This window comes from Snodgrassella sp. B3882 (assembly GCF_026535915.1).
Classification (GTDB): Bacteria; Pseudomonadota; Gammaproteobacteria; order Burkholderiales; family Neisseriaceae; genus Snodgrassella.
Map to the genome: position 1 here is coordinate 875,097 of NZ_JAFNPF010000001.1, position 26,333 is coordinate 901,429.

A 26,333-nucleotide genomic window follows, 5' to 3' on the forward strand; every position below is an offset into this window, starting at 1 on the left:
GATAAAATGGACTCTTTACCAATTATTCAGCCAGAGTAAACCGTATCGATTGGTGTGGCAGATTGAAGTGGTTTAGCCAAAGGATGGGATGCAGTAATGATCAGGGTGACCTACAGGCAGATGAGATTAGCTCTGTTCGTTGCCTGGATAAGTGATTCCAAGTTTCTCCCAACCATTTATGCCCATTTGTTGTAATAAAGCAATATTGCGTTGGTAAATCTGCGCTGCATCTGGAAACGCTGCAACTGCCTGATCAATACTACTTTCGCGGATTAAGTGTAAGGTGGGATAGGGGCTGCGATTGGTGTAATTACTAATGTCATCAGCATCAGTGTCGGCAAACTGAAATTTTGGGTGAAATGGAGCAATCTGGATGATACCAATGGCTTGGTTTTCTACCAATATTTGCTCGCTTAATTCGACGATGTTTAAAAATTCATCAAAGGATTGGAATAAAACCGGTTCAATAAATAATGTGGTTTCCAGTTCTTCGGCTGGTGTGTGCAGTAATAATCGGATTTCTTGCTCAAGCTGATCGAGAAAATGATCGAGGTGGTTAGCATGACTCACGCAGAAGCGTAGTTGCTGTTTATAATATGGTTTTTTCGCAAAAGGGCACAGATTTAAGCCAATAACCGCCTGTTCAAGCCATTTCCGGCTGGTGGCAATGACTAGTTCATCAGGGGCATTGGGTTTAGACATAGGATAAATGTTGGTAATTGCTAGAAAAAGGTTTTAGGTAAAAACTGTGGTTAATATTGGATTGCAATTCCCTTGCTTGGTTGTTTTGTATGAAAAATGCCCACCATTGTAAACAATATTTTATTTCTTGATGAAATTTTTTTCACGCTTTCTATAGCATCAACCTTTGCAGAAACTCTTGATTGGTGTCATTTTTGAGTGCCGATAAATCATATATGTTTCCGACAATTTGCAAAAGGTTAGATTATTTTGTTCCTTTAAGAGAGAGTAGACTGATTGTCAGATTTTTTTGATAGGATCATTCTATCAGCGTTGCTCTTGCTAGATTAGAACGCCATTCAGGTAAATTTTAGATAAATGATAGTGAGTTAGTCCTGATCGAAGACATCTAAATATATGGTTATAAAACAATCAGCCCATTTCGGGCTGACTAGTTTTCATACGCTTTGACTGAGTTTCGTTCTTCATCATCCGATTAAGGGTGTAATTATTATAGTGCTGGTTCAATTCTATTGGTTGGTTTCAATTGGCGGTAAGGTGATCCAGAGGTAATGAAGTTGTGTTTTTAATTTCCTTTAGCACGAAACTGGATTTGGCATCTTCTACTCCAGGTGTTGCCAGTAGGGTATCCAAAACAAAGTGTGAGAAGGAGTTCATATCAGTGAAAAAAGCTTGCAGAATGTAGTCGGATTCTCCTGTCAGTGCAAAACAGTTTAATACCTGTGGCCAGTTTTGTACTGATTGGGTAAATTCATCACGTGACTGTTTGCTTTTATTCACGGTTACCCGAATAAAAGCTTGCAAGCCTAAAGCCAAATTTTGTGGATCAAGTAAGGCTGCATAACGACGGATGATGCCTGACTCTTCCAGTTGTTTTAGACGGCGTAAACACGGTGATGGTGATAATGCAACGCGTTCAGAAAGCTCAACATTGGTCAGCCGACCATTATCTTGCAGGACTTGAAGAATTTTAAGGTCTGTTTTATCTAAAAAACTTATTGCCATAGCAGTAACCCCGATGTTTACCGCCGTGTTAGGCTATATGACACGGCGATGATCATTTTTGATAAGTATTATCAATATTTAATTAATGTAAATATAAGCAATACAATATAACCATGGTTGACGATAAATTAATTTCACAATGGTTGCTTATTATGTTTACTGGGAATCTAAATTGGTAAATAAATAAAATCTCTATTAATTTTACTGTTTGTTTGATCTATTTTTACTGATATAAAAAATAAATAAGCAAACTTCAAGTTTACCTAATTTATCAATAATTGCCAATTTAGTTTGTTTTATTAAATACTAGTTATTGGTAGTTTTTATTAACTGCATCCCTAATGAAATAATCTGTCATTTTCCGATGATGGTTTAAATGATGTGTATAAAAAGCAGACAAAAGAAGATAATATTTTTGTGATTTTATTAAATTATTGATATATCAATGCTTTAATGATTGTTCAATTTCGGATAAAAATATTTTATTCCAATTGAATTTATGTTTATATCATAAATTTCTTATTTATCAATTATCTATCATTCAAATGTAATAAATATTGTCGTGATTTGCTATGTATTTTATTAGCAACACTAATGCAATTTTTCTCGGAAAAAAACGATATTTTATTGGTTATATTCTATTGGATGTAAGTTTTGACTGATGCCAAGCCTTTCATTCCTGATTATTAATTGTTTTGTAGCGTGTTGGTTTATTAATTCTATTTATAAGGTTTTGGGCTGATGCGAATTCGGTCGGGCAATATATATCGTTGGTATCCGGCAATAGATAATCTTGGCTGTTTTAGCTACACGGAAAAAAAATTGTGCATATTGTTGCTATAAGTGGAATCATGGGTGAAGAATAATATAGATGCTTGAGTTACATAAGATTAACTAGATTGTTCAGTTGTACTCATGGTTTAGTTGCAGCAGGTTTCTAGTGTTTAAGCCGAAATTCTGCTAAATAACTGATAAATGTGGCTTAGATAGCGGTGAATATTGATGCTGAAGTCTGTTAGCCAAAAAATGACTATTTGTTAATTTATTTATCCATTAAAATGTACAATCGAAAATTTAAAACTTTAAGTTTAGATGACTCTGATTGGTGATTATGATTTTGGGGTAGATGATCTGAACTAAACTTAATGCACATCTCAATTATGAAAAATTCTCTCGTAATTCCAAAAAATCAGCTCAACCTTGCTTTAATTATTACCGTGTTTATAACTGGTGCTCTGGCATTTGTACAAGTTTATTCAATCCAATCTATTTTACCTGTATTGATGCAGGAATTTCATGCTAGTGCGGCAGCGATTGGTTCTACTGTGGGTGCCACAATCTTTGCCGTGTCGATTATGTCTCCCTTTATGGGAATGATTTCAGATGCATTAGGGCGTAAAGCATTTATTGTTGGCTCCATCATGTTTATCGCAATACCGACGATGTTGATGTCTGTGGTCAGCGGCATTGAGATGCTGTGGTGGTTGCGGTTTACGCAGGGGCTGGCGGTACCAGGTATTACGGTTGTGCTATTAGCGTATATTGGAGAAGAGTTTAGCGGCGCAAATCGTGTTCGATTGATGACCTTCTTTGTTTCTGGAACGGTATTAGGTGGGTTTCTTGGTCGGTTTATTTTGGGATATTTAACTGAGTTGATGAGCTGGCGCCATGGTTTTGTCGTGATGGGGCTGATCAGTTTGTTAGGAGCAATTTTGGTGTGGTATAACCTGCCCAAATCACAACATTTCAATGCCAAACCGCAAATATCTACCGCCTTAATTACTTTGTGGCATCACTTGCATAATCGTTATATTCTCGCAGCCTGTGCATTAGGTTTTTGCGTTCTTTTCTCTTTAGTTGGTTGTTTTACTTATATTAATCTGTATCTGGATCAACCACCTTATGATTTATCTAGTGCTCAATTAGCAGATATTTTTGCGGTCTATCTGATCGGCATGATTATTACACCGCTTTCAGCACGCTTGATTGTGAGATTTGGCACTAATTTTACTGTGTTTTTAGCGATGAGTTTGTCGATTGTCGGTATGTTGATGACTTTACTGCATCCGTTATGGCTGATTGTGCTGGCACTTGCATTAATGAGCAGTGGTATTTTTATTACTCAGTCTGCAACCATTAGTTACATCTCCTCCAATGTCAGTGAAGGTCGATCTCTTGCATCCGGTTTATATTATATGGTTTATTATGCCGGAGGTTTCTGTGGGGCATGGCTTTGTGGGCATGCGTTTGAACATGGTGGCTGGTTTATGACCACCATCGCTTTGGTTGCGGTGCAATTATTTGCAGTGATTATTGGTGGTGTTTTATTGAGAAAGCCGGTTGCGTCACCCTGCCAATCATCAATGAAACAATAAAGATTCTTTAAATGGGTAAACTGAATAAGTGGTTAAGTCCATGTGATAAAGCTTGCTCAGCTTCAGCACGGATTTGCATGGGAAGGACAGAGCATGAGGCTGATGCTCAAACATGTAAAGAATAAGGATATGTATCAACGTAGACAAAGCTAGCCCTCATCCTTTTTATACACCAGAAGCAGCAAACGCAGGAAATCCGTCATTAATCAAAATAATCACTTAGATAAATGGAAAAATTTTAAAATTTATTAAGCTAAGCCATTGTTTAAAGAAAGAGTTGTCGATAAGTTATTATGTTGATCGTATTTTTTAAACTAGGTCTCATTGTTCTGAGCAAATCTCATTGAAGAGTTAAATGATGATGGGGATTTAACCCACTAATGATTATTGTAGAATAAAGATTGAATGTATAAATCGATTAAAAAACAGCTCAGGTAAACCTTTTTATGCTAAAGAATTAAAAAACGCTGAGGTTTAATATCAGAATTTCCTGTCGACAAAGTAGAATGAGTTCAAAATATTTCTGGTTATGCAACGATAATATTTCACATCAGGCAGATTATCCTTAATCATATTTCAGTTTAGGGGTATTACTTCAATCTTTAATTAATCATCATCAAAACAACCTAAAAGTGAAATAAAAGGGTTTTTTTTAGGTTCAAACATGATAACTAAAAACTATGATTATGATAACGTGATTCAAAGCTCTACACAGAGGAAAAGCAGAAGTTACCGCTAAAGATTAGGCTTTTTTTTCCTGAGACATGAGAAAAGTGCAACTAGTGTATCAAGATAAGACTTATCAAGAAGCACATACACAAACATATGGAAATAGGGATTTAAGGCTGATGATGAAAATTTATGTACACAGGATCAGTGCTTTTTGCACTAAACAGGCTATGCCAGCATAGCTGGAGGAATGATCAGAAGAATATCAAAAGATGGATACCCTAGATTTATGAAAACTTACTTATACTTTAAAGTAAAAAGAGAGAAATAGGTTTATCTTATCTATGACATTAATTATATCCACGAATATAAGCAATTATTGATGTTGCTGAACAGATAAATAGGTTAAGCAAAAATAATTGAATCAAATTGAAGGTTCTTGGATAACACATGAGGACTAGTTAAGAATATATCTTTGGCTAAACACGGCCAGAATTATTTGGGTATTTTAGATAGGCCTATTGCCACGAAAACATTAGAAAATGAATTTGCAATTTTTGCTGTAAAAAAAATTTGGTACAGGTTGATTTTATTTTGGGTCTGAGAGAAAACAAATTGAATATGTAAATAGGTTATATTGTGGCGGTTAAGAGTGACTAAGTAGGATAATTATCATTTATTTATTCTTTGAGATTGATTGTTGATGAATTTTATATTGAAGCAATTTGAGGAGAAAACGGTCTATTAGCTATAAAGATTTTATAAAGACAATAATATGTTGGAAAGCAAGGACACCATATAGGGCTAAAAATTCTTCAAGAAACTATTCATACCAAGGTAGATTTGATTATATACCAATAAAAATCCAGATGATTTTGATGTTCACATTGGGATGTGCAGTGTGGAAGGTGCTAGCAATGAATCATCGTTATTGGTTCTTTTATACGTGATCTGGGTCAATGTCGGAATGGTTTATCAATATCAGTGCTTGAACGTAGTGTGTTTTAGATTGTTGAAATATTGTTCAATCTAAAAAACCGTTTTGCGGATATCCAGATTATGATTGGATAATGCAAAACGGTTGGAGAAATTTAGCAGATTACAAGCTATAGTACATTTCAAATTCAAGTGGATGTGGTGCCATGCGCATACGTTTTACATCTTCGCTCTTAAATTCAATATAGCTATTGATCCAGTCCTGACTGAATACGCCACCACGGGTGAGAAATTCATGGTCAGCTTTCAATGCTTCTAAAGCTTCTTCTAGTGATGCACAAACAGTGGGTACCAGTGCGTCTTCTTCTGGTGGTAAATCATACAGATTTTTATCAGATGGATCACCTGGATGGATTTTATTTTGGATGCCATCCAGACCGGCCATTAATAGGGCAGTGAAGGCCAAATATGGGTTGGCTGTTGGATCTGGAAAACGCGCTTCGATACGACGTGCTTTTGAACTGGCCACATAAGGAATGCGAATGGAAGCAGAACGATTTTTAGCAGAGTAGGCTAATTTGGTTGGAGCTTCGAAATGCGGTACCAGACGTTTGTATGAATTGGTAGAAGGATTGGTTAATGCATTCAGTGCTTTAGCATGTTTGATGATACCACCAATATAATACAAAGCCAGATCAGACAAGCCTGCATAGCCATCTCCGGCAAACAGGTTTTGCCCATCTTTCCAGATTGATTGATGAACGTGCATCCCTGATCCATTATCGCCCATGATGGGTTTTGGCATGAAGGTAGCTGTTTTACCAAAGTTATGAGCCACGTTTTGAATCACGTATTTCATATCTTGTGTCCAGTCGGCACGGCGAACTAAGGTATTAAAGCGAGTACCAATTTCCATCTGCCCTGCTGTGGCTACTTCATGGTGATGCACTTCTACAGGTATGCCAATGGCTTCTAGAGTCAGGGTGCAGGCGGAACGGAGATCTTGTCCAGAATCAACTGGGGCAACAGGGAAATAACCGCCCTTAACACCAGGACGATGACCGGTATTTTGACCATCATAAGACTCACCGCTAGACCATGCGGCTTCTTCGGAATGAATTTTATAACGGGTACCGCTCATGTCGGTTTGCCATTCTACGCCATCAAAGACAAAAAATTCGGGTTCGGGACCGAAGAAGGCGGTATCACCAATGCCAGTGGATTTGAGGTAAGCTTCGGCACGTTTGGCAATTGAGCGTGGGTCACGATCATAACCTTGTCCATTGGCCGGATCGATGACGTCGCAAGTTAATACCAGGGTGGCGTCATCATAAAAGGGATCTAAAAAGGCGGTGCTTGCATCTGGTTTAAGAGTCATATCAGATGCCTGAATGCCTTTCCAGCCACCGATAGAGGAACCGTCAAATGCTTGTCCGTTTTCAAACCATTCTTCAGGATCATCCAGTACCATTCTGACAGGTACTGATACGTGTTGTTGTTTACCTTTAGTATCGGTGAAACGTAAGTCAACGAATTTGACATCATTTTGTTCAATTAAGGTGATTACATCTTTAATAGACATCTTGTGACTCCCATTTGAAATGTTGAGTATTAAGTACACTCAGAAACTGAGTCCGATTCTGCCACAGTTGTATTGAAAAAATCATGCACAGATGTAATAAAAGGCGTTTCTAGATTTTGATTAATATTTATCCCTTTAAAAACAAAAATTTAAATGCTTGGAAAAGTTTTTATATCTGATTTTCTGAACTAATAAAGTTAAATTAACCTTAGTTTGATGCATTTACTGATATGATTCTAATCGTCATATTATGGTTGAAGATTCATTAAAATGGTTTTTATTGCCTATTCAATAAGATAAATATGTCGCTAAGACTGTGTAGGAAAATGATGTTTATATTTCGAGTAAAAGATTAAGCATGACTAAAACACAACGTTTATTGGCGTTATTACAGTTATTGCGCTGTTATCGCTATCCGGTGACGGCTGCTGTTCTGGCGGAAAAATTGGGGATCAGTATTCGTACAGTGTATCGGGATATTGCCAGTTTGCAGCAGCAGGGTATGGATATTGAAGGTAGTGCTGGTCTTGGCTACCAGCTTAGATCTGATCATCTTTTACCACCATTATTATTTAATCAACACGAGCTTGATGCGTTGTTGCTTGGTCTTAATTGGGTGAGAAGCCTTTCTGATGCTAATTTGAATGATGCAGCACAAAATGCATTGGTTAAAATTCAGGCAGTTTTACCAGCAGATTTGGCGCATACATTAAAGTATCAGTCTTTGTTAATTGGCTCAAATCAACTTCAATTTTCTGAATATTTTTCTTTGATTCGTCAGGCTATTAATAATCGTCATAAGATGGTTATTCAGTATTTGGATCAAAAAGCTTGCTTGACTGAACGCATTATTTGGCCGGTAGTTTGCGGTATTTTTGATTCGGTTCAATTAGTGGGCGCTTATTGTGAAATGCGAGAAGGCTTCAGAAATTTTCGTTTAGATAGAATACAGGATGTCAATATTTTAGATGAACATTATCCTAAAAGCCGGATTCAGTTATTAAATGAATGGCGCGCGCATGAAAATCTTCCATTACCTGTAAGCTACTGACACATTCTGACATACATTATTTTTAATATGGCCTTCAGAACAAGTGTTACTGTTCCTGAACATCATTTTTGATTGATAAGCCAGAGGATTTTGTATGATTAATTCAGATTTTTCCATGACCATTCTTTATGTAAACAACGTTCCCCAAAGTGCACAATTTTATCAACAGATTTTAAATGCTGCTCCGGTTGAGCTTTCACCTACATTTTGTTTGTTTGTATTGGAAAATGGACTTAAGTTAGGCTTGTGGTCTAAACATACGGTTGAACCAGCATTGCCTCAACTTGATTTAGTTTCAAGCTCAGAAGTTTTGTTTGCGGTTTCTGATAAAGGAATGGTTGATGATTTATATGAGCGTTGGGGCATGAAGCTTAATGTGACGATCGCACATAAGCCACAGCAGCTGGATTTTGGTTATGCTTTCGTGGGGTTGGATATTGACGGGCATCGCCTAAGAGTGTGTCATCTGGAGGGTGATGAGTGAAGCATTGGTTGGCCATTGCTTCAGCAGACCATGTTAGGCGTGGTCTGCAAGGCGGTTTTATGCAAGTATGTCATGGTAAATTGGCACCTTTAAGACGCATCAAGCCGGAAGATGGAGTGGTATATTATTCTCCAACGCAAATATATGGGGTGAAAGATGATTTTAAAAGTTTCACCGCTATTGGCTATGTTGCTCAAGGTGAACCTTATCAGGTTGATATGGGAAATAATTTTTTGCCATTTCGACGAGATGTACACTGGCATGGTGACAAGCAGATTTCAATCCGTCCACTCTTAAAGCAATTGGAATTGACTCAGTCAAAAAACTGGGGCTATGCCCTGCGTTTTGGTTTAATTAATTTGAGTGCTGAGGATTTTTCATTGTTATTAGCATTGATGACCCATCATGATGAATCTATTGCAAAGCTGAGCTGTGCTGAAGATTTTACTTTAACTGCTCAGAATTAAGTTTTGCTGTTTTAGAGGGTTTTTCTAAAATCAGCTAATATTTGATGGCAGAATAGGTTAACCGATTTTAAGTGAATTGGTTGACTTATTCTGCCATATTGCTTAAAAAAGGGTTAAATCATAAGCTAACCCATAGCACTAAAAAGTATTATTTAAGGGAAAATGCATGTCTGACAATCATCAACGATTAGTCTCATTGGATGTATTGCGAGGAATGACCATTGCAGGAATGATTTTAGTGAATAATCCCGGGTCGCCAAATGCTATTTATCCTTTACTTAGGCATGCTAAATGGAACGGGCTGACTTTTGCCGATCTCATCTTTCCTTTATTTATGTTTATTATGGGAGTTTCAACTTATATTTCCTTCAATAAATTAGAATTTAAGCTTAATAAGATTCTGCTAATTAAAATTTTGAAAAGAACGCTGATCATTTTTGCTATTGGATTATTGATTGCTTGGTTTTCGGGTTTTCTTGCTTTGTATAAGTATTTTAATTGGCTGCCGTTTCATGAGCGGATGGTTGAATCTTTGTCTAGCATAGATCAAATCCGAATTATGGGCATTTTACAACGTTTAGCGATCTGTTATTTGTTTTCTTCTCTTATTATTTTATGTTTTGATAGAAAATATTTGCCTGTTCTGATCGTTCAAATATTACTGTTTTATTTCTTCATTTTATATTTGGGCAACGGGTTTGAGCAAAAAAATAACAACATTATTGCTAAAGTCGATAGAATGATTTTGGGTGAAGAGCGTATGTATCTGGATAATGGTATTTATTTTGAACCGGAAGGGGTATTAAGTACTTTTCCGGCCATTGCTCAAGTCCTTATTGGCTTTTGTATAGCCAAACAAATATTTACGACTAATGTCAATGTCGACAAAATAAAAATCTTGATCAAATACGGGATAATTTTTTCAATAATAGGGTTTATTTTGAGTTTTATCTGCCCAATTAATAAAAAAATCTGGTCACCGTCATTTGTATTGGTGACTTGTGCTATAGGTTGTGTCTTATTTGCCTTATTAATTTGGTTGATTGATATCAAAAAATACAAAAACGCCGTTCATTGTTTTATCCCCTTTGGCATGAATTCTTTATTTATTTTTGTTATCGCCGGTATAATTTCGATTATAACGCGTAGAATGACGCTGGTTTATCATTCTGATTCATTGAGTTTGCGACAATTTCTGTATTCAAAAGTTTTAGCGCAATATTTTGGAAACTATACCAGTTCTTTTATTTATGCCTTATTCATTGTCGTGATTTGTTGGTTGATTGTTTTTGTTTTATATAAAAAGCAATTTTTTATAACAATTTAAAAATATAAGATATCAATGTAATTAAATTCGGGTTACCCGATATTTTTAACCTTAATTACATCTTAATGTATTAGCAGTAAGTTGAATTGAAAAAAATATTGGTGGTTTTTTGTTGTGCAGCGGATAGTAGAGTTTTTTTTGTGCCAGCAATTAACCAGCTATTTTGGTAAATACTTAAGGAAGCGATAACATTGTTTGCTGTATTTGGTAATCCTGTGGCTCATAGTTGGTCACCCCAGATTCATCAGTGTTTTGCCAGTCAGGAAGGTCGGCAGTTGGTGTATGAACGTCGACTTGTGCCGATTGACAGCTTTGCTGATAAGGTTCAGGAATTTTTTCGCTCTGGTGGCGTCGGTGCTAATGTGACGGTTCCGTTTAAAACTGAAGCCTTTCAGTTGGCTGATGAGGTCAGTGAGCGGGCGCAAGCTGCGCAGGCAGCCAATACTCTATTCATGCGTAATGGTCGTCTTTATGCAGATAATACTGACGGCGTCGGTCTCGTTCGGGCAATAGAGCAGGTTGCAAACTATGGTTTATGCGATAAACGCATTTTGTTATTGGGAGCAGGAGGGGCTGCGCAAGGGGTGATTCAACCTTTGTTAAATCAGCGCCCTGCGAGCATAAGCATAGCAAATCGCACGGTTACTAAGGCTGAAAAATTGGCGGCAAAATTTGCTACTAGCTGGTTGCCCGTTAATGAAATTAAACCTGATTATGATGTCATTATTAATGCAACATCTGGTAGTTTGCAGGGTGAGATGATGCCGATTGATTTAGCTGTGTTGGCTAGAGCTGAGTTGGTTTATGACATGATGTATGGCAGTGAACCAACTTTGTTTTTGCAACAGGCACAACAAGCGGGATGTCGCCAGACGGTAGATGGATTGGGTATGTTGGTTGCGCAGGCTGCGGAATCTTATTATTTATGGCATGGTTTCCGGCCGGATATCAACGACGTGGTGCTCGCTCTGCGCCAGCAGATGGATCAGCCATGAAGCTGCTTAAGTGGATTATTAGTAGCATAGTGATGTTGTTTGTGTTGTTCAATGTCTATGTATATGGCAGTTTGCTGACCTATCGGGCTGTGGCACCACATCGTACGATGTTTATGTTGCTGCGAATGCATGAATTAACTGCAACTAGACCTGAGGTGCGACTGAACTATCAATGGGTTCCTTACAATCGCATTTCACCCAATTTGAAAAAAGCCTTAATTGCATCTGAAGATGCCCGATTTGCTGAGCATGATGGTTTTGACTGGAATGGAATCCGTACCGCAATCAAAAAGAATCAACAACAGGGTAAATTTGCATCAGGTGGTTCGACTATTAGCCAGCAGTTAGCTAAAAATCTGTTTTTATCTGAAAGTCGCCATTATTGGCGGAAGGGTGAAGAAGCGTTGATCACTTCAATGCTGGAAGCCACGATGAATAAGGACCGGATTTTCACTCTATATTTAAATGTCATTGAGTGGGGTTATGGTGTCTATGGTGCTCAAGCGGCCAGTGAAACTCTTTATGGTCGATCCGCCATGCAGCTGACAGCCCAACAATCAGCTAAGCTGGCAGCACGGGTACCACGACCGCTTTATTACATTGATCATCCGCACGACAAAGAAATCAGACGCAAAGCCAATATTATTTTGCGGCGGATGGGTTCAGCACAGTTACCTGATACCGATGAATAGTTTTGTGGAAGAAATCAATCCGCCATCAGCACATTGAGGCTACTATTAAAGCCGTCGTCTTAAATCTTCCAGTTCGTCCAATAATTCTAAAATTAGGGCAGTAGCACTGGGGCTGGCATCAAAATCACGGTGAATGCGCCAGGCTCGCCGCGCAATAGTCAAGTGATAACCACTATATCTGGACAGTTGAGGTGTTTCACCTGCTGGGATAACGCTTTCTTCAATCAAGCTGAGGATCCAGTTACTTTGATTGTCACAGCCACGAACTAAATCATCGAATGCCAATTCAATATCTTGTCTGTTTTCACTCATTTCTATACCTGCCTTTATGCTTGTTTTTGCGGATCGAATCCGGAAAAGTGTTGAGCCAGTGTTTGCCATGCCTCTTGATCTTGCTGATTATTTGCCCTTGGCAATACGATGTTGATCAGCAGATATAAATCTCCTGCTTCTTTGGCTGGTATGCCTTTTCCTTTCAGGCGCATTTTCTGATTATTATGACTGTTCGCCGGTATGTTAACGCTTAGTCTGCCTGCAGGCGTATCCACTGCTATTTTACTGCCTAAAGCAGCGGTCCAAGGGGCAACGTTAATACGTTGATAAACATCTTTGCGATTTTGTACTGATAAGTGATTTTCTGTGCGAAATTTGATTTTCAAATACAAATCACCCGCTGGACCATTGTTGTACCCCGGTAAGCCTTGACCGCTAAGGCGGATCTGCTGACCTTCGGTAATACCAACAGGTATTTTGACATTGAGGGTTTTGCGTTCATACGTCATTTGCCCGTTATCATTTACCGTAGGCATATCTAGAGAAAGGCTACGTTGAGCGCCATGATAGGCCGCTTCAATATCAATCACTAATTCAGCATGTTGATCTTCTCCAGATACGGGTCCTTGACGCCGTCGCTGTCTAAATCCTTGCTGAGCATGGCTACCAAATGCGGCAAAAAGATCATCAAAATGAAAATCACCACTACCAAATGCTTCATTCTGACCAAATTGCTGAGGATCAAAATCATATTGCTGATAATGAAATCCTCCGTTGTTCTGGTTATTGCTGCGACCGCGATGCCCAAATGGATTGGCTAACATCTCATCATATTCGGCACGCTTTTCCTTATCATGTAAGGTTTCATAAGCAATATTGATTTCGCTGGTTTTACTGACTGCATCCGGATCTTTACTGACATCAGGATGATATTTTCTGACTAGTTTACGGTAGGCTTTTTTGATCTCGGCATCACTGGCCTTGGGATCAACACCCAGTATTTCGTAATAACTGCGTTCTGCCATGTTATATCCTTTGATAGTGCTGATTATTTTCTTTGATTTCGATATTTTTAATAGGTTGGGTTGAAATGTCAAAGTTAAAGCTAAAACTGTTTATTCATAATTAAATGAGATGTTTTATCAGCATTATAAATTTTAGCTGGACAAAGTTTTGCATTGGTCTGGGTAGAATTAAACTGTTTAAGCTGATCAGGGCAAATCACACTGAATTTTTCCAAAAGTAATATGACATAAGGCTTGCTTATGACATTTTCAAAAATTATGCTATGAGGTTAATAAAGTAAAATATTGCTAGTTAATTAGTATTAATGTTATGAATAAGTTATCTTTGCACTCATGATTTTGAAAAATATTTACGTTTTGTTTTGTGTAAAGATGAAATTTATTTAAATTTGAATGAATTAGGGTTCAAATTTCAGTCAAATTTAAATAATTAATAATTTTATGAAAGCAATTATTATTTTTTACAGCGTTTTTTAAGCGAATATCATATATAAAAACTATTTAAAATCATTTAGTTAATATAAATTCGAGAGAATATTTCTTTGAGTTTACAACAGAAAATAGATGTAAAAACACATTGCTGTTTGGGTATTACACTGGTACGATTTGTTGGAAAATACAATATGTTGCAATTAATATAATCTGCAAATGTTATGTGATTATATTTTAACTAGGTGGAATCCATTGATTGTCATCTAATTGCTTTTATTTTTACTTTTCTAATCAATAACTTAATAAATTGATTAAAATAATAAATGAAATGGCAACAACATAAAGTGTTTTGCTCATGATTCAATCCCTAACGAAAGAGGATATTGCTATGTCTACCGAATTCCATGATCAAGATATCGATCCCGTAGAAACGCAAGAATGGTTGGACTCTCTCAGTTCTGTTCTGAAAGAGGAAGGGCCGGAACGTGCACATTTCCTGATGGAAAAATTGGTGCGATACATACGCCGCCGTGGTATCTATATGCCATTCACTGCGACTACTGCTTACTTGAATACTATTCCGGTAGGCAAAGAACAAAAATCTCCAGGTAATCATGAATTAGAACACCGCATCCGCTCTTTAGTTCGTTGGAATGCTGCTGCACTGGTTTTGAATGCCAGTAAGAAAAATTTGGAACTGGGTGGTCATATTGCCAGTTTCCAGTCTTGTGCGACTTTATATGATGTAGGTTTCAACCACTTCTGGCACGGTAAAACTGATACACAAGAAGGGGACTTGGTATTCTTCCAGGGCCATAGTGCGCCAGGTTTTTATGCTCGCGCTTATGTTGAAGGTCGTTTGACTGAAGAACAAATGCAGAATTTCCGTCAGGAAGTTCATGGTTCTGGTCTATCATCTTATCCTCATCCATGGTTAATGCCAGACTTCTGGCAATTCCCAACCGTGTCAATGGGTCTGGGTGCTCTGCAAGGTATTTATCAGGCTCGTCTGCTCAAATATCTGGAATCTCGTGGCCTGGCTAAAACTACTGGCCGTAAGGTGTGGGTATTCTGCGGTGATGGTGAGATGGATGAACCAGAAAGCCAGGGTGCTATTGCCTTAGCTGCGCGTGATGGTTTGGATAACCTGATTTTTGTGGTTAACTGTAATTTGCAGCGTTTGGATGGTCCTGTACGCGGTAATGGTAAGATTATTCAGGAATTAGAAGGCAACTTCCGTGGTGCCGGCTGGAATGTGTTGAAAGTTATTTGGGGCAGCAAGTGGGATGCTTTGTTGGCTCAGGATAAAAATAATTTGCTGAAACAACGCATGGAAGAGTGTGTTGACGGTGATTATCAGATGTATAAATCACAAAACGGTGCCTATGTTCGCGAGCATTTCTTCAATACTCCTGAATTGAAAGCCATGGTTGCCAATATGTCCGATGATGAAATTTGGGCATTAAATCGTGGTGGACATGATCCGCATAAAGTCTATGCTGCTTATTATGAAGCAGTGAATAATCCAAATGGTCGTCCAACTGTTATCTTGGCAAAAACCATTAAAGGTTACGGTATGGGTGCTTCTGGCGAAGCTCAAAATACCGCGCATCAGGCTAAGAAAATGGATTTGGCTTCATTGAAACAGTTCCGTGATCGTTTCCAGATTCCGGTTACTGATGAAGAGATGGAACACACTCTGCCATTCTTCCGTCTACCTGAAGACAGCGAAGAAATGAAATACATGAAAGAGCGTCGTGCTCAATTGGGTGGTTTCTTACCATACCGTCATCCAGATTCAGAACAACTGCCGATTCCAGCCTTAACTGAATTCGCGCCACAGTTGCAAGACAGTGGTGATCGTGAATTCTCTACCACTATGGCATTTGTCCGTATCTTAAGCACATTGCTGAAAGACAAAAATATCGGTAAACGAGTTGTACCGATCGTACCGGATGAAAGCCGTACCTTTGGTATGGAAGGTTTATTCCGTCAATATGGTATCTGGAATCCTAAAGGTCAGATTTATACTCCTCAAGACCATGATCAATTGATGTTCTATAAAGAATCTAAAAACGGTCAGATCTTCCAGGAAGGTATTAATGAACCGGGTGCCATGAGTTCTTGGATTGCGGCAGCAACAAGTTACTCTAACAATGATTTCCCACTGATTCCATTCTATATTTACTACTCAATGTTTGGTTTCCAACGCATTGGCGACTTAGCATGGGCAGCCGGTGATCAGCGTGCACGTGGCTTTATGTTGGGTGGTACCGCCGGTCGTACTACTTTGAATGGTGAAGGTCTACAACATCAGGATGGTCATAGTCATATTCAAGCTGAATTGATTCCAAACTGTATTTCTTACGACCCAACTTTCTCTTATGAAGTGGCCGTGATTATTCACAACGGTATGCAACGTATGTGGGTTGATCGTGAAGATGTGTTCTTCTACATCACACTGATGAACCAAAACTACAAACATCCTGCACTGCCAAAACGTGAAGGCATTGAACAACAAATTCTGAAAGGTATGTATTTGTTGCAGGAAGGTGCTGCCGGTAAGTTGAAAGTTCAGTTAATGGGTAGTGGCGTGATTCTGCAGGAAGTGATTGCTGCAGCTGATCTATTGAAACAAGACTTCGATGTTGACGCCAATATCTGGAGCGTGACTTCTTTCAATGAATTGTATCGTGATGGTATCAATGCTGAACGTTATAACCGTCTGCATCCTACCGATACTCAGAAAGTACCTTACGTTACCGAACTATTAAATGGTCAGGAAGGTCCGGTTGTGGCTTCTACTGATTACGTACGTCATTTTGCTGATCGTATTCGTGCCTTCGTACCGCAAGATAACTTTACGGTATTGGGTACTGACGGTTATGGTCGCAGTGATTCCAGAGATAATCTGCGCGAGTTCTTTGAAGTTAACCGTTATCATGTGGTTGTTGCTGCCCTTAATGGTCTGGCAGAAGAAGGCAAAATCAGCAAGAAAGTGGTACAGGACGCCATCAGTAAATATGGCATCAAAGCTGATGTTGATCCTAGCTGGACGCGCTAATTAAGGTGACTGTCTGGAAGTAATTCACTTTCAGACAGTTCTAATCAATTGCAAATGCCAATAATTGTCAGACGCAGGCTTTATCCTGATCCTGCTGTCGTAAAAGGACAAAATTATGAGTCAGATAGTTGAAATAAAAGTGCCGGATATTGGTAGCAATACTAATGTCGATGTAATTGATGTGGCAGTCAAAGTAGGCGATACCGTTGCCGTAGATGATACCTTGATCACTCTAGAAACCGACAAGGCTACGATGGATGTCCCTGCAGATAAAGCCGGTGTTGTTAAAGAAGTGCTGGTTAAAGTAGGCGATAAAGTATCCGAAGGCAGCGTAATCGTGAAGGTTGAACCAGCAGGTGCTGCAACAGCTGCCGCATCAGCTCCAGCCTCTGGAAAACCGGCGGTAACTGAAGCTGTGGCAGCTACTGCACAGTCTGTCGTGGTTAATGTTCCCGATATTGGTAATTTCTCCAATGTGGATGTGATTGAAGTAGCGATCAAAGTTGGTGACGAAGTCGCTGTTGATCAAACATTAGTGACTTTGGAAACTGATAAAGCCACAATGGATGTGCCTTCTACTGTAGCCGGTAAAGTCACAGCGGTTAAAGTTAAAGTGGGTGATAAAGTCTCAGAAGGTAGCCCGTTGATTGAGGTTGCAGCGGCACCAGCAACCGTGGCTGCAACTGCGCCAGCAGCAGCTAAACCGGCTGATGACATTAAATCCCAAGTTGCTGCTACTCCAAATGCTGCGAATAATGAATTACGTGCTGAGATTAAGAGTTCTGTACCACAAGCTTTTGGTAGCTCGGTAATTGATGAAGCCAGCTTTAAAAAAGCCCATGCCAGTCCGTCTGTACGCAAATTAGCGCGTGAGTTGGGTGTGGATCTGGGACGTGTCAATGGTAGTGGTCCTAAAGGACGAATTACACCAGAAGATTTGCGTAACTTTGTTAAAGCAGTGATGCAAAAAGTGGAGAATGGCAGTGGTGCATCTTCTTTAGGTGGCGGATTAGATTTATTACCATGGCCAAAAATTGACTTCAGTAAATTTGGTGAGATTGAAGTTAAAGAACTGTCCAGAATTAAAAAAATCTCCGGACAGAATCTTGCTCGCAACTGGGTCATGATTCCGCATGTTACTTTACAGGAAGATGCGGACATGACTGAACTGGAAGCATTCCGCAAACAGTTGAATAAAGAATGGGAACGAGCTGGAGTCAAAGTTTCTCCGCTATCATTTATTATTCTTGCTTGTGTGAAAGCTTTACAGGAATTCCCAGAATTCAACTCTTCTTTAGATGGCGATAATCTGATTCTGAAGAAATACATCAACATCGGTTTTGCTGCTGACACACCAAATGGTTTGGTCGTACCAGTAATCAAAAATGCTGATCAGAAAGGTTTGAAAGAAATTTCGCAAGAGTTGGCTGAAATGAGTAAGCGTGCTCGCGAAGGCAAACTCAAACCACAGGAAATGCAAGGCGCTTCCTTCACCATTTCCTCTCTGGGTGGCATTGGTGGTACAGGATTTACGCCGATTGTTAATGCTCCTGAGGTTGCGATTCTTGGCGTATGTAAATCTCAAATCAAACCAAGCTGGAATGGTAAAGAATTTGAACCACGCTTACAGTGTCCGCTTTCTTTATCTTTTGATCATCGTGTCATTGACGGCGCTGCTGGTATGCGTTTCTTGGTATTTATCAGCAAGCTGTTGGCAGATTTCCGTCGCGTAACTCTGTAAGTCTTTAGTAGAGGCTGTCTAAGAGCTAAACAGAGTTCCGGCAGCCTATGTACATGAAATGCAGATAATGCTGCTGCATCCATTGCAGCAGCAGACAAAGGTTTAAACCATGAGTTTAATTGAATTAAAAGTACCGGATATTGGTAATTATCAGAATGTTGATATCATTGCCGTTGAAATCAAACCGGGCGATACAGTTGCAGTGGATGATACTCTGATCACTTTGGAAACAGATAAAGCCACCATGGATGTACCGGCTGAAACTGCTGGTGTGATTAAAGAAGTCAAAGTCAAAGTAGGTGACAAGATTTCTGAAGGCGGCGTTGTGGCAGTGATTGAAGCTGCTGATGCCAAAACAGCACCATCAGCCGCACCAGCTGCACAGCCAAGTGCTGCTGTGGCCGCACCACAGGCAGCCAGTTACACTGGCAGCAGTGACGCTGAATACGATGTGGTTGTATTGGGCGGTGGCCCAGGCGGTTATTCTGCAGCGTTTGCCGCTGCCGATGAAGGTCTAAAAGTGGCTATCGTAGAACGCTACGCTACATTAGGTGGTGTTTGTCTGAATGTTGGCTGTATTCCTTCTAAAGCGCTGTTGCATAATGCAGCAGTGATTGAGGAAGTTAAAGAATTGAAAGCCAATGGTATTGACTTCGCTGCGCCAAAAATTGATATTGACCAGTTGCGTGGCTACAAGGAAAAGGTTGTTGCGCGCATGACTACTGGTTTGGCTGGTATGGCTAAAACCCGTAAAGTCGACATCATACGCGGGAATGGTCGTTACATCGATCCGCATCACATCGAAGTGAAGCTCACTACAGGTGAGGGCCGTACCGAAACAGGTGAAACCAAGACCTTGGCATTTAAAAACACCATTATTGCTGCTGGCAGCCGCGTGGTAAATCTACCATTTATACCTGAAGATCCACGCATTGTTGATTCAACTGGTGCGCTTGAACTTAAATCCGTACCAGAAAAAATGCTGATTATCGGCGGTGGTATTATTGGTCTGGAGATGGGCACAGTTTATAGTACGCTGGGTGCTCGTCTGGATGTTGTTGAAATGATGGATGGTCTGATGCAAGGTGCTGATCGTGATATGGTCAAAATCTGGCAAAAGAAAAACGAACATCGTTTCGACAATATTATGCTGAATACCAAAACCACGGCCGTAGAAGCCAAAGATGATGGTATTTATGTGACGTTCGAAGGTGCTAAAGCGCCTGCAGAACCTCAGCGATATGATCTGGTGCTCGTTGCCGCTGGTCGTGCGCCAAATGGTAAATTGATTGGTGCAGAAAATGCTGGCGTGGCTGTTACTGATCGTTGCTTTATTAATGTTGATAAACAAATGCGCACCAATGTACCGCACATTTATGCTATTGGTGATATTGTTGGTCAACCGATGCTGGCCCATAAAGCTGTGCACGAAGCCCATGTTGCCGCTGAAAACTGTGCCGGACATCAAGCCTATTTCGATGCGCGTGTTATTCCAGGTGTCGCGTACACCAATCCGGAAGTAGCTTGGGTTGGCGTGACTGAAGAACAGGCCAAAAAAGACGGTATTAAGATTACTAAATCAGTGTTCCCATGGGCAGCCTCCGGTCGTGCAGTGGCCAATGGCTGTAGTGAAGGATCAACTAAATTGATTTTTGATGCTGATTCTGGTCTGATCATCGGTGGTGCCATCGTTGGTCCAAGTGCAGGTGATATGATTGGTGAGATCTGTCTGGCTATTGAAATGGGTTGTGATGCCGTTGATATCGGAAGCACCATCCATCCTCATCCAACACTTGGAGAAACCATTGGTATGGCTGCTGAAGTAGCTACCGGTACCTGTACCGACCTTCCTCCGCAACGAAAAAAATAAGTTGAGAGGTAAGATCAAAGCTGTCTGAATTTTGTTCAGACAGCTTTTTTGTTTATCTGAAGATGATTTAAACCGCAATTTAAAATTTCGATGAGCAGAATTTGATTGTTTATCAGGATATTACAACAGCTAGTTACAATGTAAAAAGGTTTCTCATGAAGAATTATTCAGCTATGATCTACTAACGGGTACAAAGTTGGGATATTATTCCAGCAGTTTATTAATCATTCTGAATATACATTGGCATGAATTTGAATACTAAAAAGTCTTCCAGTATCACTCCTTGGATTGTTGGAGGGCTGGTGCTGATCTTGACCATCAGTTTATTTATTGGTCTTAAATCAATTTTGATGCCTTTTGCTGCTGCAGGGGTATTGGCCTATATTCTCAATCCAATTGTAGAAAAACTCACAAAACACAAAATTCCTCGAACAACCGCTGCTATGCTGGTGATGTTACTAGGTTTGAGTGTCATCATTATTTTATTATTGATCGTTATACCGATGTTAATCAATTTAGTTGACAGCATTTATGAAAAGCTGCCAGACGTGATTAACTGGATACATCTGAAATTACTACCGTGGCTAAATCAAACTTTTCATATCAATATCCGCTGGGACGCTGATTATATGATGCGTATGGTGACCCAATGGATTAAATCTGAAGATGTGAATATCAAGGATGCCGCTTCAAAAGTCTTACCCGTGGTGTGGCAACAGGGTAGTGGATTTGTTGAATGGGTGACCAACTTAATGCTGTTCCCGTTTTTGTTGTATTACTTTTTGCTTGACTGGAGTCGCTGGACAGTGGGTATTTCAGACATGATTCCGCGTCGAATTTTGCCTACTTACCAACGGATCATGACAAATATGGATACCATATTGGGTGCCTTTTTGCGTGGTGAATTATTGGTGATGATCATCATGGGTTTAGTCTATGGGATTGGTCTGGCATTAGTGGGACTGCAATCCGGTTTTGCTATTGGGATGATCGCCGGTTTGTTGGTGTTTATACCTTATCTGGGTGCCTTTACCGGTCTGCTATTGGCAACCTTGGCTGCTCTGTTGCAATTTCATGGCTGGACGGGCTTGTTTATGGTCTGGGGTGTATTTGCCATTGGACAGTTTTTAGAAAGTTTTTTGGTTACCCCCAAGATTGTGGGCGATCGCATAGGGTTATCACCATTCTGGGTCATTTTTTCGTTGATGGCATTCGGACAATTGCTCGGATTTGTGGGTATGTTACTGGCTTTGCCTTTGGCTGCTATCTGTTTGGTACTGGTCAGAGAGGGTACACAGGCGTATAAAAACAGTCATTATTATCGTCAGCAACCTGACAATGCCATTATAAGAAATGAAGAGCAGGATGATAATGCCTAAGTAAATAAATCTAAAAAGAGCGTTGAAACACGCTGTTGATTTAAAGCACCTAACCTAGCTTAGGTGCTTTGCTTTTGGTTTAGTTTGTATCCTGGGTTGCAATAAATTGGATATTCGTTTGAGATAAAAATGTGCATGAATAACATGCTTTTGATGAGATTTAATTTGCTAACAAACGTAGATATAATGTAATCAATTCAGCTTCAAATTTACTTTATTCAATCTGTATGTCATGATTTATTTCTGGCAATGAAACATCTTTGTAATGCTAATGAATCAAAAAACAACATTAGTACTTGCATTTATATTGTGAAGTATTTAAAATTCTGCGTTTCATGATTTGTATTTGTATATTAGGAGACATTGATGGCCAATAGTGCACAATCTCGTAAACGTGCCCGTCAGGCATTGAAACAACGTGCCCATAATGCCAGCTTACGTACCGCTTTTCGTACTGCGGTAAAAAAAGTATTAAAAGCTGTTGAAGCAGGCGATAAAGCTGCTGCACAAGCTACTTTTGTTGAAAGCGTAAAAGTAATTGATCGTATCGCCGATAAGGGTGTATTTCATAAAAATAAGGCAGCTCGTCATAAAAGCCGTTTATCTGCCAAAATTAAAGCAATGGCTGTATAATACTTATTTTTTCGCAATGAGAGAATTCTCGTGATTGCTACCATTACAAGGCTGTTTCCGTTGTGGGCAGCCTTATGTTCTATTTTCGCTTACTATAATCCCGATTTTTTTGTTCCACTGCAGAAATATATTTCGCAGTTACTCATGCTGATCATGTTATCCATGGGTATGACGCTTAAAATAGAGGATTTCACCCGTATCTTCAAACGGCCTTTGCCCATCGCAGCTGGTATTTATCTGCATTACCTGATTATGCCTTTGGCCGCCTGGGTGATTGCAAAAATGTTAAATATGCCTGCTGATTTGCAGGTGGGAATGGTGCTTGTTGGCTGTGTTGCCAGTGGTACGGCATCTAATGTAATGGTTTTTTTATCGAAGGGTGATGTTGCTTTATCGGTGACGATCAGCGCATTATCTACCGTTGTGGGTGTGTTTGCGACGCCGTTATTAGCTCGGTTGTATATTGCTGCCACCATTGATGTTCCGGTTGCGCATATGCTAAAAGAAATCATTATGATTGTTGCGCTGCCAGTGGCATTGGGTTTGACCATCAATTATTTCATTCCTAAACAAGTTAAAAAAGTTGTACCGCTGCTACCCTTATTTACCACGTGTATCATTGTGGTTGTGATCGCAACGGTTGTATCGTTGAGCAGCAATAAAATTACGGCCAATACTTTAATAGTTATTGTGGGCGTTATACTGCATAATGCTGTAGGATTGTTAGGTGGATACTGGGGTGGCCGTCTGTGTGGATTCGATAAATCCATCTGCCGAACGTTGGCTTTGGAAGTGGGGATGCAGAATTCTGGACTGGCTTCCATTTTGGGCGCGAAATTCTTTACACCACTAGCCACTTTACCCGGTGCGATATTCTCGTTATGGCATAATATCTCTGGTTCCTTTCTTGCCAGTTATTGGTCAGGTAAACCGACAGGTACTGCCAACGATCATATTAAAAAAGAAGATGTTAGTTTGCATTAAATGTCTAACCAGATAGATAGAAAGCTCAGAGTAGAAATCTGAGCTTTTTTGTTTCCTTAGAGGAATTTTAGAGTGAAAAAAATCATCACATTGATATCATTAATGATATTCAGTAGTTTTAGTTATGCGCAGCGACCTTGCAGCATTAAATCATCTGTAGAAAATAAACAATTTAGTATTGATTCAAAAGTATATAAATTCACCTCTTATTTTTGTGAAGATGAAAATGATGAGGAAGAGGTTTTTGACAAAAAAGCCATATTAGAAGTACAGGGAGAAAATACCAATAGATTATATAAAAATGTTATTGGAATACGCGGAATGCTGAATATTGCATTCGAAGCATGGAATAATCAGCCTGCATTATCTTACTTTATGCCAGCGGCTGAATCTATTGAAGCATATATACCTATTATGGTTAAAAATCATGATTTATTGGTTCAATGTATATATATAAGCCAACAATTAAAAAATTTTATGGTAGCCAATTATTCGTATTGTGGCGATAAACAAATCATCCACGATGGATTTGGTGAAGATGCCATTTTAAATCTATTTCCACAGTTTGATTTATACAGTATATACAATGATATATACTATCCAGAAACTCATGCATCTTTATCTAATCAAGAATTCGATGCATTTATTGGTAAAATAGAGAATATCAAGTTTTATCGACGATATTCCTCACTTGATGATTATTATTCGAATAAATTTAAAGTAATCATGGTAAATAAGGCAAAAGAATACCGTTTTAAAGAATCACAAATTTACCAACGCATAGAAGGCGGAACAAAAACTGCTAGGATTATTGGATTAGATATTCTGGATGCAGAAGGAAATATTACTTTTTATGATAAAAAGGCATTATTAGCTTTATTGAATAAATCGACCATAAAACCCAATATCAAGGCGTATATTCAATCAAATAAATAAATTTTAGCATCAAGCCAATGATGACGATTCAACAGGTCTTGATGGCAAAAAACGATTTGGGCAAATTTGGATGTAATTTGGGAGCATGATCAGCATTTCAGCGTCTGGTTTAAGGAAAGTGCTAATAGTAAAAGAATGGTGAAATAATTGAATGAATTAAAGCAATTCATTCACTATTTGGTAATGAATTTATTGATAAACTACCGTATTAACACGAAAATGTTTTCAAGGTTATAGTTCATAAAAAACTTAACAACGGCTCTAGGATACCTATGAGTTTATGCCAAAAGTGATTGGTCTGATGCGCCAGAGGCTGAAGGTTATCGGCTGGAATGGGGTGCGATCAAAGTACAATGCGGGAAGATGCCGAAAACTAGTTAGGTCTTTAATAGAAGGTGACGAATAGATAGGTGATGCTCTTCTTAGTCGATGTAGCGGTTGGTGAACTAAGGTCATCAAACAAGCATTAGAGCAGGAAAAAACAAAGGCTATGAATAATCATCTTCTTGCGGTAAGGAAAAATCCGCCCAAGCCTGTTGTAAAGCTGTGCGGATTATCTCGCCATTAAAGCCACGATAAGCGAGAAATTGCATTTGTTTATGCTTTTCTTTTAAGTCAGCCGGTGGCGTCCGATACTTTTTACGAAGTATGGTTACGGCATTATTGATTTGTTCATTTTTATCCGGCAAAAACTCAGTGATCAATGCCGGATCAATACCTTTCTGCAGCAAATTTTGTTGCAAGCGTAGGTTGCCGTGCAGCCGTCTTTTAGTATTGACATACATTTCTGCATAGCGCTCATCAGATTGCCAATGGCGCTCGGCTAACTCATCCAGTAGCGCGTCTAAATCATCATTTTCACCCACATAGGGGCGTAATTTGCGAGCAAGATCGCTACGACTCAGCTCCTGTCGCGCAAGCATGTTAAGTGCTCGCCCTCGGAGGCTTAGTTTACTTTTCATGCCTGAATTTCTTGCTCACCATGCAGACGGATGCCATCGTCAATTTGTGGCAGATGGTCGATGATAATATCTGGTTTTGTTGCTGAATGCTGAGCTAATTGTCCCATATCTGCATATCCCCATGTAACGCCACAGCTTAATGCTCCTGCAGCTTTGGCAGCGAGAATATCATTAGCTGAATCGCCAACCATTAGGAAATTTTTGATGGGTACACCCAGTACTTCAGCAGAGTGTAGGATGGGCATAGGTGAAGGTTTTTTTTCACTTAAAGTATCACCGCCTACAATCAAGCTAAAATAATCAGCTAAGCCAAGCTGACACAATAATTCAGTCGCCAGAATCTCATTTTTATTGGTGATCACCGCCATCGGTAAATGGCGCGATTTAAATAATTTCAATGCAGTTTCTACCTGCGGATAAGGACGCGTATAAACACTGAGATGATCACGGTAGTAGCTCATAAATAGGGTGAAGCCCCGTGTCCACATTGCTTCGTCAACTTTTCCATTTTTGTCGCCACTCAGCGCACGATGCACCAGGATACCTAATCCATCGCCAACATAGGTTGTCAGTTCATCATGAGGAAGGGGAGACAGTTCAAACTGTGCACGCATATGATTGGCTGCAGCACATAAATCTGCAATTGAATCAACCAGTGTTCCATCAAGATCAAAAGCTATGGCGTGTATATCGTTCCATTTCATGATAAACCATCTTTATTTTCGGTGTCAGAGGCACCTATTTTATCA

Annotated in this window: 21 protein-coding genes; 14 read left to right on the forward strand and 7 right to left on the reverse strand. The window is 39.4% G+C overall.

The window, feature by feature from the left end:
• Window positions 1-126 precede the first annotated feature (126 nt).
• Window positions 127-702 (reverse strand): DUF1415 domain-containing protein, encoded by a 576-nt coding sequence (locus J3U68_RS03745; RefSeq protein ID WP_267374761.1) that lies wholly within the window; start codon window positions 700-702, stop codon window positions 127-129.
• Window positions 703-1,224: 522 nt separating this feature from the next.
• Entirely contained in the window at window positions 1,225-1,707 is a 483-nt protein-coding gene (locus J3U68_RS03750; RefSeq protein WP_267374764.1) for an Lrp/AsnC family transcriptional regulator, read from the reverse strand.
• Window positions 1,708-2,867: 1,160 nt separating this feature from the next.
• On the opposite strand from J3U68_RS03750, the gene J3U68_RS03755 reads away from it, so the two are divergent.
• Window positions 2,868-4,082: an MFS transporter gene (locus tag J3U68_RS03755; protein WP_267374767.1), complete on the forward strand. Its 1,215-nt coding sequence runs from the start codon at window positions 2,868-2,870 to the stop codon at window positions 4,080-4,082.
• 1,768 nt (window positions 4,083-5,850) lie between these two features.
• On the opposite strand, the gene glnA is transcribed toward J3U68_RS03755, so the two are convergent.
• A complete protein-coding gene (glnA, locus tag J3U68_RS03760) occupies window positions 5,851-7,269 on the reverse strand; it encodes a type I glutamate--ammonia ligase (protein ID WP_267374770.1) in 1,419 nt (472 codons plus the stop codon).
• A gap of 358 nt (window positions 7,270-7,627) precedes the next feature.
• Here glnA and J3U68_RS03765 point away from each other — a divergent pair, with 358 nt between their 5' ends.
• The 6 genes from J3U68_RS03765 to mtgA all read left to right on the forward strand — a co-directional run bounded on the left by J3U68_RS03765 (window position 7,628) and on the right by mtgA (window position 12,285).
• Window positions 7,628-8,320 carry a helix-turn-helix transcriptional regulator gene (locus J3U68_RS03765; RefSeq protein ID WP_267374773.1) on the forward strand — a complete coding sequence of 231 codons (693 nt, stop codon included), beginning with the start codon at window positions 7,628-7,630 and terminating at the stop codon, window positions 8,318-8,320.
• Between the two features lie 94 nt (window positions 8,321-8,414).
• On the forward strand, window positions 8,415-8,804 hold the full coding sequence (locus tag J3U68_RS03770; RefSeq protein ID WP_267374775.1) for a VOC family protein: 390 nt from the start codon (window positions 8,415-8,417) through the stop codon (window positions 8,802-8,804).
• Window positions 8,801-9,271, forward strand: coding sequence for an EVE domain-containing protein (locus J3U68_RS03775; protein WP_267374778.1), 471 nt, complete (start codon window positions 8,801-8,803; stop codon window positions 9,269-9,271). The genes J3U68_RS03770 and J3U68_RS03775 overlap by 4 nt, the downstream gene beginning before the upstream one ends.
• 166 nt (window positions 9,272-9,437) lie before the next feature.
• Window positions 9,438-10,598, forward strand: coding sequence for an acyltransferase family protein (locus J3U68_RS03780; RefSeq protein WP_267374781.1), 1,161 nt, complete (start codon window positions 9,438-9,440; stop codon window positions 10,596-10,598).
• Window positions 10,599-10,789: 191 nt separating this feature from the next.
• Complete coding sequence (aroE, locus tag J3U68_RS03785; RefSeq protein WP_267374784.1) at window positions 10,790-11,593, forward strand: shikimate dehydrogenase; 804 nt, start codon at window positions 10,790-10,792, stop codon at window positions 11,591-11,593.
• Window positions 11,590-12,285 (forward strand): monofunctional biosynthetic peptidoglycan transglycosylase, encoded by a 696-nt coding sequence (gene mtgA, locus J3U68_RS03790; RefSeq protein ID WP_267376205.1) that lies wholly within the window; start codon window positions 11,590-11,592, stop codon window positions 12,283-12,285. The genes aroE and mtgA overlap by 4 nt, the downstream gene beginning before the upstream one ends.
• A 45-nt stretch (window positions 12,286-12,330) precedes the next feature.
• Here mtgA and J3U68_RS03795 read toward each other — a convergent pair whose 3' ends face one another.
• Together J3U68_RS03795 and J3U68_RS03800 are read right to left on the reverse strand one after the other, a co-directional pair.
• The gene (locus J3U68_RS03795) at window positions 12,331-12,597 is read right to left on the reverse strand and encodes a chaperone modulator CbpM (RefSeq protein WP_267374787.1); all 267 of its coding nucleotides are present in this window, start codon (window positions 12,595-12,597) and stop codon (window positions 12,331-12,333) included.
• Between the two features lie 14 nt (window positions 12,598-12,611).
• Window positions 12,612-13,583, reverse strand: coding sequence for a DnaJ C-terminal domain-containing protein (locus J3U68_RS03800; RefSeq protein WP_267374790.1), 972 nt, complete (start codon window positions 13,581-13,583; stop codon window positions 12,612-12,614).
• An 820-nt stretch (window positions 13,584-14,403) separates the two neighbouring features.
• On the opposite strand from J3U68_RS03800, the gene aceE reads away from it, so the two are divergent.
• The 7 genes from aceE (at window position 14,404) to J3U68_RS03835 (ending at window position 24,622) form a co-directional block, all read left to right on the forward strand.
• Complete coding sequence (gene aceE / locus J3U68_RS03805; RefSeq protein WP_267374792.1) at window positions 14,404-17,079, forward strand: pyruvate dehydrogenase (acetyl-transferring), homodimeric type; 2,676 nt, start codon at window positions 14,404-14,406, stop codon at window positions 17,077-17,079.
• Between the two features lie 115 nt (window positions 17,080-17,194).
• Window positions 17,195-18,820, forward strand: a complete 1,626-nt coding sequence (gene aceF, locus J3U68_RS03810; RefSeq protein ID WP_267374794.1) for a dihydrolipoyllysine-residue acetyltransferase — start codon at window positions 17,195-17,197, stop codon at window positions 18,818-18,820.
• A gap of 109 nt (window positions 18,821-18,929) precedes the next feature.
• Window positions 18,930-20,690, forward strand: a complete 1,761-nt coding sequence (lpdA, locus tag J3U68_RS03815; RefSeq protein ID WP_267374797.1) for a dihydrolipoyl dehydrogenase — start codon at window positions 18,930-18,932, stop codon at window positions 20,688-20,690.
• A 251-nt stretch (window positions 20,691-20,941) separates the two neighbouring features.
• The gene (locus J3U68_RS03820; protein ID WP_267376206.1) at window positions 20,942-22,069 is read left to right on the forward strand and encodes an AI-2E family transporter; all 1,128 of its coding nucleotides are present in this window, start codon (window positions 20,942-20,944) and stop codon (window positions 22,067-22,069) included.
• Between the two features lie 366 nt (window positions 22,070-22,435).
• The gene (gene rpsT / locus J3U68_RS03825) at window positions 22,436-22,702 is read left to right on the forward strand and encodes a 30S ribosomal protein S20 (protein ID WP_267374800.1); all 267 of its coding nucleotides are present in this window, start codon (window positions 22,436-22,438) and stop codon (window positions 22,700-22,702) included.
• 30 nt (window positions 22,703-22,732) lie between these two features.
• On the forward strand, window positions 22,733-23,686 hold the full coding sequence (panS, locus tag J3U68_RS03830; protein ID WP_267374803.1) for a ketopantoate/pantoate/pantothenate transporter PanS: 954 nt from the start codon (window positions 22,733-22,735) through the stop codon (window positions 23,684-23,686).
• 72 nt (window positions 23,687-23,758) lie between these two features.
• Window positions 23,759-24,622, forward strand: a complete 864-nt coding sequence (locus J3U68_RS03835; protein ID WP_267374806.1) for a hypothetical protein — start codon at window positions 23,759-23,761, stop codon at window positions 24,620-24,622.
• A gap of 488 nt (window positions 24,623-25,110) precedes the next feature.
• Here J3U68_RS03835 and recX read toward each other — a convergent pair whose 3' ends face one another.
• Window positions 25,111-25,584, reverse strand: coding sequence for a recombination regulator RecX (gene recX, locus J3U68_RS03840; protein WP_267374809.1), 474 nt, complete (start codon window positions 25,582-25,584; stop codon window positions 25,111-25,113).
• Window positions 25,581-26,288: a phosphoglycolate phosphatase gene (locus tag J3U68_RS03845; RefSeq protein ID WP_267374812.1), complete on the reverse strand. Its 708-nt coding sequence runs from the start codon at window positions 26,286-26,288 to the stop codon at window positions 25,581-25,583. The genes recX and J3U68_RS03845 overlap by 4 nt, the downstream gene beginning before the upstream one ends.
• Window positions 26,289-26,333: the final 45 nt, after the last annotated feature.

What these genes read in the sequence shown, in the direction of transcription:
- J3U68_RS03745 (WP_267374761.1), bottom strand. Translation starts at nt 702, where the DNA reads ATGTCTAAACCCAATGCCCCTGATGAACTAGTCATTGCCACCAGCCGG.
- J3U68_RS03750 (WP_267374764.1), bottom strand. Translation starts at nt 1,707, where the DNA reads ATGGCAATAAGTTTTTTAGATAAAACAGACCTTAAAATTCTTCAAGTC.
- J3U68_RS03755 (WP_267374767.1), top strand. Translation starts at nt 2,868, where the DNA reads ATGAAAAATTCTCTCGTAATTCCAAAAAATCAGCTCAACCTTGCTTTA.
- glnA (WP_267374770.1), bottom strand. Translation starts at nt 7,269, where the DNA reads ATGTCTATTAAAGATGTAATCACCTTAATTGAACAAAATGATGTCAAA.
- J3U68_RS03765 (WP_267374773.1), top strand. Translation starts at nt 7,628, where the DNA reads ATGACTAAAACACAACGTTTATTGGCGTTATTACAGTTATTGCGCTGT.
- J3U68_RS03770 (WP_267374775.1), top strand. Translation starts at nt 8,415, where the DNA reads ATGATTAATTCAGATTTTTCCATGACCATTCTTTATGTAAACAACGTT.
- J3U68_RS03780 (WP_267374781.1), top strand. Translation starts at nt 9,438, where the DNA reads ATGTCTGACAATCATCAACGATTAGTCTCATTGGATGTATTGCGAGGA.
- mtgA (WP_267376205.1), top strand. Translation starts at nt 11,590, where the DNA reads ATGAAGCTGCTTAAGTGGATTATTAGTAGCATAGTGATGTTGTTTGTG.
- J3U68_RS03795 (WP_267374787.1), bottom strand. Translation starts at nt 12,597, where the DNA reads ATGAGTGAAAACAGACAAGATATTGAATTGGCATTCGATGATTTAGTT.
- J3U68_RS03800 (WP_267374790.1), bottom strand. Translation starts at nt 13,583, where the DNA reads ATGGCAGAACGCAGTTATTACGAAATACTGGGTGTTGATCCCAAGGCC.
- aceE (WP_267374792.1), top strand. Translation starts at nt 14,404, where the DNA reads ATGTCTACCGAATTCCATGATCAAGATATCGATCCCGTAGAAACGCAA.
- aceF (WP_267374794.1), top strand. Translation starts at nt 17,195, where the DNA reads ATGAGTCAGATAGTTGAAATAAAAGTGCCGGATATTGGTAGCAATACT.
- lpdA (WP_267374797.1), top strand. Translation starts at nt 18,930, where the DNA reads ATGAGTTTAATTGAATTAAAAGTACCGGATATTGGTAATTATCAGAAT.
- rpsT (WP_267374800.1), top strand. Translation starts at nt 22,436, where the DNA reads ATGGCCAATAGTGCACAATCTCGTAAACGTGCCCGTCAGGCATTGAAA.
- recX (WP_267374809.1), bottom strand. Translation starts at nt 25,584, where the DNA reads ATGAAAAGTAAACTAAGCCTCCGAGGGCGAGCACTTAACATGCTTGCG.
- J3U68_RS03845 (WP_267374812.1), bottom strand. Translation starts at nt 26,288, where the DNA reads ATGAAATGGAACGATATACACGCCATAGCTTTTGATCTTGATGGAACA.